This is a genomic window from Alcaligenes sp. HNGD-HTN06 (genome assembly GCF_049932565.1).
In the GTDB taxonomy this organism is placed as follows: Bacteria; Pseudomonadota; Gammaproteobacteria; order Burkholderiales; family Burkholderiaceae_B; genus Alcaligenes; species Alcaligenes ammonioxydans.
In genome coordinates this window covers 554,117-570,412 of record NZ_CP187782.1, presented here as the reverse complement: position 1 = coordinate 570,412, position 16,296 = coordinate 554,117, and the positions used below count along the sequence as shown (strand labels likewise).

Annotated in this window: 12 protein-coding genes and 1 pseudogene; 3 read left to right on the top strand and 10 right to left on the bottom strand. The window is 58.9% G+C overall.

Annotated elements, in window-relative coordinates; genetic code table 11:
• The first annotated feature begins 10 nt into the window (after window positions 1–10).
• Together hmgA and fahA are read left to right on the top strand one after the other, a co-directional pair.
• Window positions 11–1,315, top strand: coding sequence for a homogentisate 1,2-dioxygenase (gene hmgA, locus ACOZ42_RS02610; RefSeq protein ID WP_219235600.1), 1,305 nt, complete (start codon window positions 11–13; stop codon window positions 1,313–1,315).
• Window positions 1,312–2,637 carry a fumarylacetoacetase gene (gene fahA, locus ACOZ42_RS02605; protein ID WP_219235598.1) on the top strand — a complete coding sequence of 442 codons (1,326 nt, stop codon included), beginning with the start codon at window positions 1,312–1,314 and terminating at the stop codon, window positions 2,635–2,637. The genes hmgA and fahA overlap by 4 nt, the downstream gene beginning before the upstream one ends.
• 193 nt (window positions 2,638–2,830) lie before the next feature.
• Here the strand turns inward: fahA and ACOZ42_RS02600 are convergent, their stop codons facing one another.
• Both ACOZ42_RS02600 and ACOZ42_RS02595 read right to left on the bottom strand, forming a co-directional pair.
• On the bottom strand, window positions 2,831–3,517 hold the full coding sequence (locus ACOZ42_RS02600) for a phosphatase PAP2 family protein (protein ID WP_415302149.1): 687 nt from the start codon (window positions 3,515–3,517) through the stop codon (window positions 2,831–2,833).
• 16 nt (window positions 3,518–3,533) lie between these two features.
• Window positions 3,534–4,949, bottom strand: a complete 1,416-nt coding sequence (locus ACOZ42_RS02595; protein WP_059318634.1) for an FAD-binding oxidoreductase — start codon at window positions 4,947–4,949, stop codon at window positions 3,534–3,536.
• A 128-nt stretch (window positions 4,950–5,077) separates the two neighbouring features.
• On the opposite strand from ACOZ42_RS02595, the gene ACOZ42_RS02590 reads away from it, so the two are divergent.
• Entirely contained in the window at window positions 5,078–6,466 is a 1,389-nt protein-coding gene (locus ACOZ42_RS02590) for a phosphomannomutase/phosphoglucomutase (protein WP_059318633.1), read from the top strand.
• A 161-nt stretch (window positions 6,467–6,627) separates the two neighbouring features.
• Here ACOZ42_RS02590 and ACOZ42_RS02585 read toward each other — a convergent pair whose 3' ends face one another.
• The 8 genes and pseudogenes from ACOZ42_RS02585 to ACOZ42_RS02550 all read right to left on the bottom strand — a co-directional run bounded on the left by ACOZ42_RS02585 (window position 6,628) and on the right by ACOZ42_RS02550 (window position 16,204).
• Window positions 6,628–7,743, bottom strand: a complete 1,116-nt coding sequence (locus tag ACOZ42_RS02585; protein WP_426345828.1) for a glycosyltransferase family 4 protein — start codon at window positions 7,741–7,743, stop codon at window positions 6,628–6,630.
• 255 nt (window positions 7,744–7,998) lie between these two features.
• A pseudogene (locus tag ACOZ42_RS02580) lies at window positions 7,999–9,015 on the bottom strand (glycosyltransferase); the annotation flags it as partial.
• Window positions 9,012–10,139 (bottom strand): glycosyltransferase family 4 protein, encoded by a 1,128-nt coding sequence (locus ACOZ42_RS02575; protein WP_059318632.1) that lies wholly within the window; start codon window positions 10,137–10,139, stop codon window positions 9,012–9,014. The gene ACOZ42_RS02575 and the pseudogene ACOZ42_RS02580, both read right to left, overlap by 4 nt.
• A gap of 63 nt (window positions 10,140–10,202) precedes the next feature.
• Window positions 10,203–11,312 (bottom strand): glycosyltransferase family 4 protein, encoded by a 1,110-nt coding sequence (locus ACOZ42_RS02570; RefSeq protein ID WP_039943882.1) that lies wholly within the window; start codon window positions 11,310–11,312, stop codon window positions 10,203–10,205.
• A gap of 39 nt (window positions 11,313–11,351) precedes the next feature.
• The gene (gene murJ, locus ACOZ42_RS02565) at window positions 11,352–12,713 is read right to left on the bottom strand and encodes a murein biosynthesis integral membrane protein MurJ (protein ID WP_003803848.1); all 1,362 of its coding nucleotides are present in this window, start codon (window positions 12,711–12,713) and stop codon (window positions 11,352–11,354) included.
• On the bottom strand, window positions 12,710–13,735 hold the full coding sequence (locus tag ACOZ42_RS02560) for an SDR family oxidoreductase (RefSeq protein ID WP_336579838.1): 1,026 nt from the start codon (window positions 13,733–13,735) through the stop codon (window positions 12,710–12,712). The genes murJ and ACOZ42_RS02560 overlap by 4 nt, the downstream gene beginning before the upstream one ends.
• Window positions 13,736–13,749: 14 nt before the next feature.
• Window positions 13,750–15,024 (bottom strand): Vi polysaccharide biosynthesis UDP-N-acetylglucosamine C-6 dehydrogenase TviB, encoded by a 1,275-nt coding sequence (gene tviB, locus ACOZ42_RS02555; protein ID WP_003803850.1) that lies wholly within the window; start codon window positions 15,022–15,024, stop codon window positions 13,750–13,752.
• 55 nt (window positions 15,025–15,079) lie between these two features.
• Window positions 15,080–16,204, bottom strand: a complete 1,125-nt coding sequence (locus ACOZ42_RS02550) for an MraY family glycosyltransferase (RefSeq protein WP_003803851.1) — start codon at window positions 16,202–16,204, stop codon at window positions 15,080–15,082.
• Window positions 16,205–16,296 lie beyond the last annotated feature (92 nt).

Genomic DNA, 16,296 nt, shown 5'->3' with positions numbered 1-16,296 from the left:
GGAGATCCCAATGAGCGCTTTGAAGTATCAGATTGGTTTTGGTAATGCCTTTGCCACCGAGGCCCTGCCCGGTGCGCTTCCCCTTGGGCGCAACTCGCCCCAACGCTGCCCCTATGGCTTGTACGCTGAGCAACTGTCCGGTACCGCCTTTACGGCGCCGCGCGCCGATAACCGCCGCTCCTGGCTGTATCGCATTCGCCCCAGCGCCAAACAGGGAGCCTTTGCCGCTTTTGAGGGAGCCCCCTACTGGAATGAGGACTTCGGACACGGGCCGGCCAACCCCAACCGCTTGCGCTGGAATCCGCTGAACCTGCCCGATACACCCACTGATTTTCTGGCCGGCGTTCACACCTGGGCAGGCAATGGCAGCAGCGACTCGCAAAGCGGCATTGCCATCCATTTGTATGCCATCAACCAGTCCATGGGACGCCGGGTGTTTTACAACGCCGATGCCGAGATGCTGTTCGTACCCGAGCAAGGGCGTCTGCGTCTGCTCAGCGAACTGGGCATCCTGGAAATCGAACCCTGCGAAATTGCCGTCATGCCTCGTGGCGTGCGCTTCAAGGTAGAGCTGCTGGACGATACCGCCCGGGGCTATCTGCTGGAGAATTTCGGCGCGCCGCTGCGCTTGCCCGAACTGGGTCCGATCGGCTCCAACGGTCTGGCCAATGCACGCGATTTCAAGACACCGGTCGCCTGGTACGAGGATGTCAGCGAGCCACATGAACTGATCGCCAAATTTACCGGCGGCTTTTGGGTCGCCGCATTAAGCCATTCGCCACTGGATGTGGTGGCCTGGCATGGCACGCATGCGCCTTACAAATACGATTTGCGGGATTTCAATGTCATCGGCTCGATCAGCTACGATCATCCCGACCCGTGTATTTTCACTGTGCTGACCTCCCCTTCGGACACGCCGGGTACGGCAAACCTGGACTTCGCCATTTTCCCGCCCCGCATTCTTGCCATGGAAAATACCTTCCGCCCACCCTGGTTCCACCGTAATTTCGCCAGCGAGTTCATGGGTCTGATCCAGGGTGTGTACGATGCCAAGGCCGATGGCTTTGCGCCGGGCGGTGCCAGCCTGCACAATTGCATGAGCCCGCACGGCCCCGATGCCAGCACCTTTGACAAGGCCAGCCGCGCAGATCTGAGCAAGGCGGACTATCTGCGCGGTACCATGGCCTTTATGTTTGAAACCCGCAAAGTGATTCGTCCCTCGCCTCGGGCCTTGCAAAGCAACAGCCTGCAGGCTAACTACGATGCCGTCTGGGACGGTCTGGAAAAACATTTCTCTACGGAACAAAAGGCATGACCCACGCTTATCTGAATGACACTCACGATCCCACGCTGCAAAGCTGGGTGCCCGGCGCCAACGAGGCCGACAACGGCTTTCCTATCCAGAACCTGCCCTTTGCCGTAGCGCGCCGCCGTGACAGTCAGGAAGACTTCCGTGTCATGGTGGCGATCGGCCCCTACGCCCTGGATCTGGGCCTGCTGGCCTGCGATACCCCCTGGCACGGCAAAGCCGCCGACGCCCTGGCAGCCTGCGTCAAACCGGCTCTCAATGATCTGATGGCCTTGGGTCAGGAATATTGGAGCGCACTGCGTGCCGCCTTGTCGCAGGACTTGCGCCAGGGCTCCTCGGCCGAATCGCGCCTGCGCCCCATGCTGATCGAACGCAGCAAGCTGGAATACGCCCTGCCCGCCCAGATTGGCGACTACACCGACTTCTACATTTCCGTGCACCACGCAACAGCAGTGGGCAAACAGTTCCGCCCCGATGCACCCTTGCTGCCCAACTACAAGTGGGTGCCTATTGGCTACCACGGCCGGGCGTCCAGCATCGGTGTGTCTGGCCAGCAGTTCCCGCGCCCCATCGGCCAGACCCGCCCACCCGAGGGGCAGGAGCAGCCCAACTTTGGTCCTTGCCAGCGCCTGGACTTTGAACTGGAAATGGGCATTCTGATTGGCAAAGGCAACAAAGCGGGTCACCGTATTCCTATCGGTCAGGCAGACGAGCACGTTTTTGGTCTGTGCCTGTTCAATGACTGGTCGGCACGCGACCTGCAAGCCTGGGAATACCAGCCTTTGGGTCCCTTCCTGGCCAAGAACTTTGCCTCGACCATCTCCCCCTGGGTAGTAACACTGGAAGCTCTGGCTCCTTTCCGTCGCCCATTCAGTCGTCCTGAATCCGATCCTCAGCCCCTGCCCTATTTGCAGGACCAGGCCAATCTGGAAAGCGGCGTGCTGGATGTGGAGCTGGAGGTGTACCTGAGCACCGAGCAGTCACGCCAGCAACACAAAGATCCGGCCCTGCTCTCGCGCAGCAACTTCAAGCAAGCCTATTGGACCGTGGCCCAACTCGTTGCCCACCACAGCGTCAACGGTTGCAATCTGCAAACCGGTGATCTGCTGGGCACTGGCACCTTGTCCGGTCCGGGCAAAGGTCAGGAAGGCTCTTTGCTGGAAATGAACCAGGGGGGCAAGAACCCGATTGATCTGCCTTGGGGAGAGCAGCGCAATTTTCTGGAAGATCAGGACGAGGTCATTCTTAAGGGTTTCTGCCGCCAGGATGGCTACCCGACCCTCTCTTTTGGCGAATGTGCCGGACGCGTCTTGCCCGCTATTGTGTAGGCAAGGAGGCTGTCAGGCCCTTTTTGAGCGCCTTTGAGCCAAACACCCCGGTTTCCGTATCAGAAACCGGGGTGTTTTTTATACGCCACTCGAGCCGGCTGGTCGGGCTAACATCAGGCCGTAACAAGCCAACTCTTCGGGCCACTCCAGACAGAAAAATGCCTCGGCGGGCAGGCTAGCATGGATCAAACCATCAAGATTCCAACGGTTTGTGTCTGGCCCAGGTCCATAAAAGATAAAACAGAACGCAACCATACAGGCCCAGTACTGCGCCGGAGGCCAGTACCTGACTGAGAAAATGATAACCCTGCATGATGCGTAAAAAGCCAAACAACAGGCCCGCGCCCAGTCCCAGAACAAATCCTCCGGCAGTCAGTTTGCGGCAGCCTATCATGACACCCACAAAAAACAGGGAGAGCAGCACAAAGCCGGATGCAGCATGGGCGCTGGGCAGGGCGTTACCTGCCTGGGCCCAGGAATGGGCCCAGAAATAATCAGGCATTGATTCCGTGCCACCGAACAGGGCCAGATTAAAAGGCCTTGGCATGGCGGTCAGATGCTTCAATACGCCTATTAGCAAGGGGCCGCTGCCCATGTAGAAAGCGGCCCCTGCCCAGGCCAACTGCCGGCAAGAGCCCCTGGGTAAGCGCCAGGCCACAACCGCAGCGATGACTGCCCCGCCAAAGGGCACGAACCACACCAGCTTGCGACCGAACAAATCCACAAACGGCTGCAATCGCCAGGGGAAGTCCCGCAGCTGAGGATCGAAGAAAAAGGCGCTTAAGGACAAGTCCGTTGCCGAGCCCATGGTGACCGAGGCCAGAACTCCCAAAACAAGGAAAAAGACCGCACTACCGAGGATATAAGGGCGAAAAAGCATCCAGCCACCACGTCAATCAGTCAGGCAAGACCTTACCGGGGTTCATAATCCCCAAGGGGTCCAGCGCCAGCTTGATTTGTTTCATCAGACTCAACGCCACCGGGTCTTTATAGCGGGGCAAAAGCTGACGCTTGAGTTGACCTACGCCGTGCTCGGCACTGATGGAGCCCTGAAAACGATGGACGCTATCGTGGACCAGGGTATAGATTTCGTCCTGGCGCTTTAACAGCTCTTCTTCCGTAAAAGCCGTTCCACGTGCCACGTTGTAATGTAAATTGCCATCGCCCAGGTGTCCGAAAGTCACGTTTTCCAAGCCTGGAAAAGCGTCCTGCAAGGCCTGGTCCGTCTCATGCACAAATTGAGCCATCAGGGAGACGGGAATGGAAACATCATGCTTGATGCTTTTCCCATAGGCTTTCTCGGCCAGCGGAATGCTCTCACGCAAATGCCACAGCGCCTTGCTCTGCGCAATGGTCTCCGCAATGACCGCATCCTGTACCAGCTCCTGCTCCAGGGCCTGCCCGATCACGCTTTCAAAGCGCTCGCGCGCATGCTCCAGGCTTTCGCTATCAGACAGCTCCAGCAGGGCATACCAGGCTGCCTGGGCCGCCGGCCCCTGAAACGGCATGCGTTGATCGGGATAGCAATGCAGCACCGCTTGCAGACAATTGCCCGCAATCAACTCAAAACCGGTCAGGGAGGCTGCCAGACCCTGGCGTGCCAAGGCCAGAACGTGTACTGCATCCTCAATGGTGTCCAGCGCCAGCAAGGCGGTGCAGGCAGCAACAGGTTGGGGATAAAGCTTGATGGTGGCTGCCGTGATGATGCCCAGCGTCCCTTCACTGCCAATGAATAGATTACGTAGGTCGTAACCGGTATTGTCTTTGCGCAGGCCGTGCAGACCGTGCAAGATTTCGCCCTGGGCGGTCACCACTTCCAGGCCCAGCGTCAGATCACGCGCGTTGCCGTAACGCAGAACCTGCGTGCCGCCCGCATTGGTGGCCAGATTGCCACCAATGGTGCAACTGCCTTCGGCGGCCAGGCTCAAGGGAAACAGGCGCTGATGGTCGCGGGCGGCCTGCTGCACATTCTGCAAAATGCAGCCCGCCTCCACCACCATGGTGTCGTTCTCGGTATCCACGCTGCGAATTTTGTTCAAACGCTCCAGGGACAATACCAGTGCGGTGGCCGTGTTATCCGGCGTCGCGCCGCCACACAGACCCGTATTGCCGCCCTGCGGAACAATAGGCACACGATGTTCAGCACAGAGGCGCACGACCTGGGCCACTTCCTGCGTCGTTGCAGGTCGGGCAACCGCCACCGCAGTGCCGGTATAGCGTCCTCGCCAATCCTCCAGGTACTGCTGCATGGATTGTCCTGTCAGCACATGTTGCTGACCAATACGCTGTTCAAGTTCGTTTAGAAAAGTCATGACCCAAGCCACTCAAGAAAAACAGTCGGGCGCTCTTGCTGTCGCGCTACAGCTCTTAATGGTAACTCACGAAAGCGGGGGGCATTCACGCTAAACTACATTCTTTACTTATCCACTCAGGACACGACGTGACCCAGCTTCCTGCCCTACCGACTGCTGTTTTCAAGGCCTACGATATTCGAGGCACGGTTCCCGAACAACTGAACCCAGACTTCGCCTATCAATTGGGCCTGGCACTGGCCGCCAGTGCCCGTGAACAAGACGTTCAAACCCTGGTCGTGGGCTACGATGGCCGCCATAGCAGCCCTTCCCTGTCCCAGGCCCTGCAAAAAGGCATCCAGGCAGGAGGTGTCAACACCGTGGACCTGGGGATGGTACCCACCCCGGTCGTTTACTTTGCCGCCAATGTCTTGGAAACAGGCTCGGGGGTTGCCATTACCGGCAGCCATAACCCATCCAATTACAACGGGTTCAAGATGATGATGGCCGGCAAGACCCTGCACGGGCAGGACATCCAGGGCCTGATGCAACGCATGCAGGCCGGCGCCCAGCCAGCGCCTCAACCCGGTACAGGCCAGAAGAAAGATATGCTGGACCAGTACGTGCGCACGATCGCCGAGCGCGTCACCCTGGCGCGCCCGATGAAGATCGCCCTGGACTGTGGCAATGGCGTGGGCGGCGTCGTTGCCGCCCGGCTGTTCAAGGCCCTGGGCTGCGAGGTCGACATGCTGTTTGAGGAGGTGGATGGCAGCTTCCCCAACCACCACCCTGACCCGGCCGAGCCGCACAATCTGCAAGACCTGATCGCGCATGTACAAAACACGGACTGTGAAGTGGGCCTGGCCTTTGACGGTGATGCCGACCGCCTGGGCGTAGTGACGCGCTCGGGCCAGATCATCTGGCCAGACCGTCAACTGATTCTGTATGCACGCGATATTTTGCAACGCGAACCTGGCTCCACCATCATTTTTGACGTGAAATGCAGCCGCCATGTCGCTCTGGAAATTGCCAAGGCGGGCGGCCAACCCTTGATGTGGCAGACCGGTCATTCCCTGATCAAGGCCAAGCTGGCCGAGACGGGCGCCCCCCTGGCTGGCGAGATGAGCGGCCACGTTTTCTTCAAGGAAGCCTGGTATGGCTTTGACGACGGCCTGTACACCGGTGCACGCCTGCTGGCGATTCTCTCGCGCACAGCCAACCCCACGGCCGAACTGGAAGCCTTGCCCCAGGACTTGTCGACACCCGAACTGAAACTGCCACTGGCCGAGGGTGAGCCCCATGCCCTGATTGCCCGGCTCCAAAAAGAAGGGCGTTTCCCAAGCGCCAATCAGCTCAACACCATTGATGGCGTGCGTGCCGAGTATCCCGATGGCTTCGGTCTGGCTCGCGCCTCCAATACCACGCCCGTGATTGTGCTGCGTTTCGAGGCCCAGTCCCAAGACGCGCTCGATCGGATTCAAGGGGAGTTCCGGGCGGCACTGCTGGCCTTGAAGCCGGATGCGGCATTGCCTTTCTAAAGTCGCGTTGATTCACTAGCGTCCAGTAGCCCTGCTCCAGGCTCTAGCAATCTAAAAAAACGGGCTGAACTGTCTGCGATGACTTGGTTGTGAATCCAAGACTTCAACGACCGTTCAGCCCGTTTTGTCTACCTTGGTCTTGAACCAAGGCGGTCAACACCTTATCGGCTCAAAGACTGGTACAGATCCAGATGGGCCTGACTGATCCGGTCTATATCAAATGCCTCTTGCGCCAGGCGCCGACTTTCAACGCCCATCGCCTGTCGCTTGACCGTATCCTCACCCAGTTCCATCACGGCTTCTGCCAATGCCTGTGCATTTCGCACCGGCACCAGCACGCCAGTGACTCCTGGCTCGATCGCATCGCGGCAACCGGGCACATCGGTTGTGACCACCGCCCGTCCGCAGGCAGCGGCTTCCACCAGGGATTTGGGCAAGCCCTCACGGTAAGACGGCAGCACAGCAATATGCGATTGGGCGTAAAGCTGCGCAATATCGCGCCGTTCCCCCAGACACTGCACCAGGCCTTGTTGCTGCCAGCCTTGCCACTCCTGATCGCTGATGCTGGCCGGATTACCCGGGTCGGGGCTCCCGGCCAACACCCACTTAACCGGGCTGCCTTGAGCGGCGCTGATGCGGGCCGCCTCCACGAACTCTCGCACCCCTTTGTCCACCAGCAGGCGAGACACCATCAAGGCGACGGGCGGGCCCGGCGGCTCGGGCACAGCCTGAAATTCGTTCAGGTCCACTCCGGAGCCACGAATCAGGATGCATTGGTCGCGTTTGACCACGCGATCGTTCAGCAGCACATCACGATCATTGCTGTTTTGGAAAATCACACGGCTGTTGGGATGCCCCAAGGCAATACGATAGAGCAGCAAAGCAATCCAGCGCACGGGGTCAAAGGACTTCTCGCGTTGAGTAAACACATACCCCAGACCGGACACGGCGGCCAAGAAACCGGGCACGCCAGCCAGCCGCGCCGCAATGCCGCCATACAAAACAGGTTTGATGGTGACGGCATGAACCAGTTCGGGGCGCTCCCGTCGGAACAGGCGCCACAAGGCCCAGATGGTTTGCAACTCCTGTAAGGGATTGGTCCCGCTGCGCGTCATGGGCAGTGCATGATGCTGCAAGCCGTGGCGCTCAATGTCGGCAACAGCAGGGCCGTCCATGGTAGAGACATGCACATCGTACCCTTCACGCTGCGCAGCTTGCGCCAAGGGCAAACGGTGCGACAGGAAAAAAGCCGGATTATTCACCACAAACATCAGCATGCGGGTTTTGTTACCCGACTCATCGGTCAACACACTGAGGGCCTGACGGCTGCGCTTGCGTTTGGGTGGATGCTGGGCCGTCAAGGTCTTCCAGGCCTGCGTGTAATTCTTGACCATGCCTTCCAGGGAAAACAGACGGGCCACCCGTTCACGGGCATGCTCATGCCGCGCCTGCCAGGATGGCGCACCCAGCTCATCGACGGCGCTGTTGATGGCGCCGGCCAGCGCCTCGGCATTGCTGGGCGGCACGATCCACCCCTCATTGCCCACGATCAGGGCCGCATCGCCCACATCAGTGACCACGTTGGACACACCGGCAGCCATGGCCTCGCACACCACGTTGGGGAAACCTTCTGCCGAACTGGACAAGACATGCACGTCCAAGGCATTCATCAGACGAGGCACATCGCTGCGACGCCCCATCAAAATGACACTGTCACGCAATTGATGTTGATCCAGCAAACGCATCAAGGTCTCGTTGCTGCTGTCCATGCCATCACCAATCAGCAAGCAACGCAAAGTGGGATGCCGGTGCAGGCTGCGAGCCAAGGCCGCCAGCAAATTGGGGTGATCCTTCAAGGGATTCCAGCGGGCCACACTGCCTATGACGGGCGTATCCAGCGACAGGCCCAGCTCTTGACGCACTGCTTCGCGTGCCTGCTGATCGGGATGCCAGCGGCTCAAATCGTAGCCATTGGGAATCACCTTCATGATGTCGGCGCGATACCCCCATTGCTTGTGACGTCGGGCCGCGTTCTCGGCGCAAGACACAATCAGATTGGGAATCAGGCGCGACAGGCGGGCACACAACCAGGCCACCAGGCGCGCTTTCGGGCTGCCCTGATACAAGTTGGCCCCCGAGTTGCGAATGCCCCAGGAAACCGCCGGAATGCCCACCAGACGCGCTGCCGCGCCGCCAATCAGATCAGAGTGGTACATCCAGGTTTGCACAACATCGGGCTGCACCTCGCGCAGCACCCGCGTCAATGCCCCCAGCCCTTTCAGAAAACCCAGGGGTGACTGCATGTGCAGGCAATACAGAGGAATATTGGCCGCACGTAGCTGCGGCCCAAAAACATCTTCGTCACCCAACGAGATCACAATATGTTCAGTGTCCTGCCCGGGGGCCGTCACCAGACGAAACAGAACCGTTTCCGCTCCCCCCTGCCCCAGCCCGGCAATAATATGCACGACCCGCAAGGCGGGCCTTGTTTTTCCTGCCTTGTCCTCATCCGCTTCCTGACTCAACGACGCTGGTTGCACTGCACTCATGCTTTGGCTCCCTCTTTTATACCGCCACGGGCGGCCTGAAAGACCTGGTCCCAGTTAAGCAAAACCTGCTCTAATTCATAACGCTGGCGCACCGCGGCCGCAGCGCGACGCCCCAGCACACCCCGAAAAACGCCATCCCCCATCAGCTCGGCCAAGGCAGCAGTCAAGGCGCCTTCGTCCCCAACCGGCACCAGCAAGGCATCTTTGCCATCGGAACTGATCTCGCGCGGGCCACTGGGACAGTCCACCGTGACGGCAGGCAAGCCCATCGCCATGGCTTCCAGCAGTACGTTCGGGAAACCTTCCACTTCCGAAGTCATGACAAAGGCATGGGAGCGCGCCATCTCCTGCCAGGGCTGGGCCGTTTTGCCAGCCAGCTCAATCCGGTCGCTCGCCCCGCACAGGGCGATCTGCTGTGCCAACTGTGCACGCTGCGGGCCATCGCCCCAGATCTTCAGTTTCCACTCCGGGTAATCGGCAGCCAGTCCTGCAAACACGCGAATCAGCACGTCAAAGCGTTTAGAGGGGACCAAACGGCCCATGGCCATCAAGGTGCAATGCCGGTTTTCCTCCACCCGCACCTCGCGTTGTACCGCATCCAGCGCCTGGGGCAAGGGGTTGGGTACAACCATGACCTGTTTCATGCCCGGCACCATGGCCTGAAACGCTGCGACACTGGCACGGGTCTGGACGGTAACCACCTGGGCTTGGGGATACAGACGACGACGCAGGCCTTGCAAAAGCTTGCCGGCACTGCTGCTGAAGGCCGGATTGGTACGCTCGCCCACCACAATGGGAACGCCCATCTTGCCCAGCCCCAGCAACACATTGATATTCACATTGGTCAGAAAAGAAACGATCACGTCAGGCTGCTTTTCATGCACCAGCTTGCGCATGGCACGCAGCTTGGCCAGGGGTTTGGGCAGCCAGCTGCCGCGCATGCGATGGGCCAGCCACACCACCTCCACCCTGGAATCGATTGGGTAAAAAGCAGTGCCTCCCCCGCTGTAGGTTGGCACCAGGGTCACCTGGTCACCTCGCAAGCCCCAGGCATTCGCCAAGGTAGAGGCGACACGCTCGGCGCCGCCTGCGTTCAGGGAGCTGACGAAAAACAGAATATTCACTGGGCCTCCGTGGGCTCATCGACCGGATAGCGAGAGTCTACCGACACGACGCAAAGCGCCATTTTAAGTCCGACGCAGGCACTGTTCCAACACTTGCTGCCATAGCGCCAGAACGCGGGCCGAGGAAAAACGGTCACGCACATCGGTGGCTCGACGCGCCAGGCGCTGGCGCTTGTCCTCATTGGCCATCAGGTCGGACAAATGCGCCGCCAAAGCCTCGATATCCTCAACCGGGCGCACCAACACACCATCAATATTGGCGCGAATAATCTCACGAGGTCCGGTATCACAATCGAAAGCCACCGCGGTCAGGCCACTGGCCATCGCCTCCAGCAGGCTGTTGGACAAGCCCTCCATCCGGGAACTGAGCACATACAGATCCGACTGTTCGTACCAGTCCGCCATATTGCCAACACGCCCCGGGAGCTGAATCCGCTCCTGCAGTTCCAGCTCCTGGATCCGCGCCTCCAGCGCCCCCCGCTGCTCGCCTTCGCCCAGAATCACCAGATCCCAGTCGGGGAAATAGTTCGATAGCATGGCAAAGGACTCGATCAGGGTGTCAAAACCCTTGACCGGGTGCAAGCGGCCCACCGCCAGCAGGCGCTTGCGCCCATCTGGCAAGGCGGGAACCGGCACCAAAGGCTCGGCACTGTCCATGGGCCAGCGCACTGCATTGGGAATCACGTGTACCTGACTGCCAGGGACATGCTCACGCAGCCAGTCTGCGGTGCCGGCGGTCAAGGCAATAACGGCGTGTGCCTGCGGATAAGTACGTAAGCGGGCTTTCTGCCAGAAAGGCGACAACGATTGAGACGGTGGGTGGGTATGCTCGGTTGCAATCACTTTGCAGGGCAGGCCTTTGGCGGCCGAGATAGCCAGCACAGAGGAGGTGGTCATCATGCCAAGAACGACATCGGGCTTGGTTTTTCGCAACAAAGCACGCAAGCGGCTGACACGACGCCAGTTTTTCCACAAGGCATCCAGACGGCCCCGGCTGTTGCCTGCCGTCCCCAGAACATGACGCTCCACTCCTTGCGCCACGGTATATGCGTCTTGGTCACAACCGGCCTGCGTCACCAGGGACACTCGATAGCCACGCGCCACCCAGGCTGCGCTCAAATCGACTGCAACACGTTCCGCCCCGCCCCCACCCAAAGAGTGGATCAGCAACATGATATGAGGGCGAACTACCGAATGACTGTGCACGTTTTCCTATTCCTGCGAACCAGACGCCGTTGCGCTGGCTGGCTTTAAGGCCAAAATGAAATAACACGTAAAAGAGGCCGCGTACATCAGACTGGTCGCCAGCATGATTCCCGAAGGACCCATGCGTGCCGCCAGCACCGGATTCAAGGCCGCTTTCACCAGAAAATTGATCACGGCAATGATTGCCATGGATTTATAACGGTTCTGACTGGCCAGCAACTGCACCAAAATCAGCACCCCAAAATAAAAAGGCAGTTGCACCAGCCCCCACCGAAACACCTGGGCGACCGTGGCCGTATCCTGCGCCGTGAAGGCGCCGCGCTCAAACAGCAGCGCCACGCCCCAGGGAGCCAGCAAGACACCAATGGCCGCTGCTCCCGCACCAGCCAGCAACATCATGACTGACCACTTCAAGGCCATGGAGCGGGCACGGGCCTGATCTCCCCGGCTCTGGACATCTGCCAGTACCGGCAAGGCGGCACGGCCTACCGACGCGGCCCCCACCCCCAGCACCAGCGCCAGCAAACGCGTGGCATAGCCCAACGTGGCGTTGGCATTGGCACCCAGATTGGCAGCCGTATATTGGTCGATCGGACCGACAAAACTCATGGCCACCTGCCCTACCAGCATGATGGTGGCCGCCTTGAGCAGATCGGGCCATTGCTCGGCACGCAAGCTGATACTGGGGCGCGCCCAGATCTGATCGGCCCGTGAGGCCAGGACCATCAACCATAGCGCCTGAATAGTCAGGCCCAGCAAGGTGCCCCACAGCAGCGGACCAATGCCCGCATTGGCCCCTGCCGCCAGCACCCAGATGAGTATGACAAAGGCCGGAACGCTATCGAGCAAGGTATTGATGTGGCGCTCATGAGCGCGCAGACGAGCGGCGCTCAAACCTATCATCAGGGTCAGCACAGCCGCTGGCGCAAAGGCAAACAGCAGCTCCTGACTCATTTCATGAACCGCGGGACTCAAGCCCTGCCCAGTCCATTTCAGCACCCAGGGCCAGCTGATCCAGATCAGTGCGCCCAGCACACAGCCAAGCACGATGCACCAGGCCTTGAGTTCCCCTAAAAAGCGGCTGCGCGCAGCCGGTTCCAGGCGATGCAGGCGCACCAGAACGGGAATCAACACAACCGACATGGAACCGACAATGGTGACGGGCAGCCAGTTGGCCATGACCATCGTGAATTGATAGGCATCGACGACATCGCTCACACCATAGCGATACGCCACGGCCATTTCCTTGAAAGCGCCCGCCGCCTTGCCTAGCAATAGAAAAAACGCCACCCGCATCGCCCCCAGGGCGATGCGACGATGGTCGTCATGCAGACTAGACAGACGTGCTTTCAGGCCGGTCCAAATCAACTCAGAAACGCCACATACCAGGGCATGGCAACATTCAGGCCCTGCAAAATTGTGTGAGTCGGCTCGTAGCCCAGTTCAGTGCGAGCTTTAGAGATATCCGCTTGCGAATGCAGTACATCCCCGGCACGAAAGTCCGCATAAACAGGCTGCTTGGTGTAGTTGATCCCGTTGCGGCTCAAGGTCTGCTGCAGATACCCGAACAGCTCGTTCAGGCTGGTTCGGGCATTCAGTGCCACGTTGTAGACCTCGGCCGTGCGGGGCTTTTGATGCACAGCGGCCAGGATATTCATCTGGATCACATTATCAATGAAACAGAAATCGCGGCTGGTCTGACCATCACCATTGATTTGCACGTCCTGGTTCTGGATCATGGCCGATACCCATTTGGGAATCACGGCCGCGTATGCGCCATTGGGGTCCTGACGTTTACCAAACACGTTGAAATAACGCAGGCCCACGCTGGAAAAGCCATAAGCACGGGCAAACACGTCTGCGTACAACTCGTTCACGAACTTGGTGACCGCGTACGGAGACAAGGGGCGTCCGATGGTATCTTCCACCTTGGGCAAACCGGGATGGTCGCCATAGGTGGAACTGGAGGCCGCATAGACAAAAGCGCCGACCTGCTCGTCACGCGCTGCCACCATCATGTTCAAGGCGCCGCTCACATTGACCTCATTAGAGGTCAATGGATCGTTCAAAGAGCGAGGCACTGAGCCCAGGGCGGCCTGATGCAGCACATAATCCACGCCCTTGACGGCCTGTCGGCAGGTGTCCAGATTGCGGATATCACCTTCGATAAAGCGGAAACGGGCCCAGCGCTCGGCACCAACCTGATCGCGCACTTCGTCCAGATTGTATTGATGGCCAGTCGCGAAGTTGTCCAGCCCTACGACCTGTTGATCCAGGTTCAGCAACGCTTCCAAAAGATTGGAACCGATAAAGCCGGCACAGCCCGTCACCAACCAGGTTTTAGGCTGATTACGCAACTGCTGGCTCGCCTGTTCAAATGCAGAGCTCATAATGCTTTCCAAAATTAAAGGCGCAGATCGGACTGGTCGCGATCAAACACATACTTCAAGTCGTAGAGCACATGTTCGGGCTTGCCCCACTGGCGCACCCCTTCAATACCCAGTTCCTTGAACTGGTTGTGGGCCACAGCCACAATCACCCCGTCATACTCGCCTGCCTGGGGAGTCTCGATTGGGGTAATGCCGTATTCGTGCTCTGCCTCTTGCGGATCAACCCATGGATCATAGACATCCACATGAACATCGTATTGCTTGAGCTCATGCACGATATCGACGATACGGGTGTTGCGCAGATCCGGGCAATTTTCCTTGAAAGCCAAGCCGAGCAGCAACACGCGAGAGCCTTGCACCTGAATGCGGCGCTTGGTCATGGCTTTGACCAGTTGGGACGCTACATAGCCGCCCATGGAGTCGTTCAGACGGCGGCCAGCCAGAATGATCTCGGGATGGTAGCCAATAGCCTGAGCCTTATGGGTGAGGTAATACGGGTCCACACCAATGCAGTGACCGCCAACCAGACCGGGACGAAACGGCAGGAAGTTCCACTTGGTGCCGGCCGCCTCCAGCACGTCCAGGGTATCAATGCCCAGACGGTTGAAAATCAGGGCCAATTCGTTGATCAGCGCAATGTTCACGTCGCGCTGGGTGTTCTCGATCACCTTGGCAGCCTCTGCCACACGAATGGAGCTGGCCTTGAAGGTACCGACAACAATAATCTCGCGGTACAGGGCATCGACCAGATCTGCAACCTCGGGGGTCGAGCCGGAGGTCACTTTTTTGATCGTGGAGACGCGATGTTCCTTGTCACCCGGGTTGATCCGCTCAGGGCTGTAACCGGCATAAAAATCTTCATTAAAGCGCAGGCCCGATACCTGTTCGAGCACGGGCACGCACACTTCTTCGGTCGCGCCCGGATACACCGTCGATTCGTAAATGACAATATCACCACGCTTGAGCACTTTACCGATGGTTTCAGAAGCTCGAACCAAGGGGGTCAGGTCAGGCTGCTTGAACTCATCAATGGGCGTGGGCACGGTCACGATGAACACATTGGCCTGGGCCAACTCATCGGCCTCGCAGGAATAACTCAGGCCGGTGGCCTGGGCCAGCTCTTCGCTCTCGACTTCCAAGGTGCGATCCACCCCTTCCTTGAGTTCGGCGACACGACGCGCGTTAATGTCAAACCCAATAACGGAACGCTTTTTGCCAAACTCCACTGCCAAAGGCAAACCGACATATCCCAAGCCGACTACGGCCAGTTTCACATTCTCAAGTTGCAACTTCATTCTCCAGTTAGCGCTATGCGCAAGGAATAATCTTGAACGCCTAACAGTATTAGTCCCGGTCTGCCCGCCGCCTTACCGAGGGCAGCAGCAACCAGGAGGGGCGACGCCACGAAACTAGACGGGAATAGAGCCAGATATAAACGAGTGAAAAGGCCAACATGCTGGCGCACAAGGCCCAGGTATTGTCCCACCAGATCGTTGCCGGAACCAAACCGATCAAAGCCAGCACCCACAGGTAAGGCGAGGTCATGGCGTTACAAAACGCGGGCAAGGCCCCGCCACTGTCACGACTGAACGTGGAGCGCACCAGACGGCGAAACACCAGTTGATGCAAGTGCAAGGCATCGGGCTGATCCACGGGCACACCGCGTTTGAAACGCCGGCGCCAAATCGAAAACAGGGTTTCAAAAACAGGGTAAAACAATACCGCCAGGGCATAGAAGGGCGATACGCTGGGATTGCGCACAACGAGCTGGACAGCCAATTCGGCCAGCATGAAGCCCAGGAAGTACGCCCCGCCATCGCCCAGAAAAACGCGCCCGAAGGGAAAATTCCAGACCAGAAATCCCAAGGTGGCCGAGGCCAACGAGGCGGCAATCAGAAAAATCGGAATGTCTTGCACCTGCAAGGCTACCAGCGCCAAGGACAAGGCCATCAAGGTGGCAATCATGCCGGCCAGGCCATTCATCCCGTCAATAATATTGAGGGCATGTGTACAGCCACCGACAGCGATCATGGTAAAGAGCAAGGAAATGGGCCAAAAACCCAGTACCCAATCTGCCCAACTGACCCCCACACGCGAGACTCCGCCAAGCAGCCACCAGGCGATGGCTGCCGACAAAAAGGCGGCCAGCAAGCGCTTGAGGGAACCCACATCCTTGGTGATGTCCTCGACCAGACCCGCCACAAACACCGGCATGGCGGCCAGAAACAAAACCGGCCACAACCAGGTCAAGGTCATATTGCTCGGACCCAGCACCAGCAAACCGGCCAAACTGCCGGCCACCACCGCCAGCCCCCCCACGCGGGGTGTGGGGCGGGAATGGGAAGCCTGGGGCTTGCTCAGGTCGCTGTCCCCGGTCAAGCGGCCGTGCCAACGTTCGGAGGCTACAATCAGCCCGCCGACCATAAAAGCCACGACACAGATATACAACCAGGTAAAGGATTCCCCCATCTGAGGTAAAGACACCGCGTAACACCCTGCAAGGTTAGGAACTACATTATTATCAACCTGCCTTCCGGATTGTGTCCGTGACCAGTCGCATT

Bases quoted from the DNA above. Each gene is read 5' to 3' on its own strand.
- ACOZ42_RS02560 (WP_336579838.1), bottom strand. From the start codon at position 13,735: ATGAGCTCTGCATTTGAACAGGCGAGCCAGCAGTTGCGTAATCAGCCT.
- ACOZ42_RS02585 (WP_426345828.1), bottom strand. From the start codon at position 7,743: ATGCTGATGTTTGTGGTGAATAATCCGGCTTTTTTCCTGTCGCACCGT.
- ACOZ42_RS02600 (WP_415302149.1), bottom strand. From the start codon at position 3,517: ATGCTTTTTCGCCCTTATATCCTCGGTAGTGCGGTCTTTTTCCTTGTT.
- ACOZ42_RS02550 (WP_003803851.1), bottom strand. From the start codon at position 16,204: ATGGGGGAATCCTTTACCTGGTTGTATATCTGTGTCGTGGCTTTTATG.
- hmgA (WP_219235600.1), top strand. From the start codon at position 11: ATGAGCGCTTTGAAGTATCAGATTGGTTTTGGTAATGCCTTTGCCACC.
- fahA (WP_219235598.1), top strand. From the start codon at position 1,312: ATGACCCACGCTTATCTGAATGACACTCACGATCCCACGCTGCAAAGC.
- ACOZ42_RS02595 (WP_059318634.1), bottom strand. From the start codon at position 4,949: ATGACTTTTCTAAACGAACTTGAACAGCGTATTGGTCAGCAACATGTG.
- ACOZ42_RS02570 (WP_039943882.1), bottom strand. From the start codon at position 11,312: ATGTTGCTGATCCACTCTTTGGGTGGGGGCGGGGCGGAACGTGTTGCA.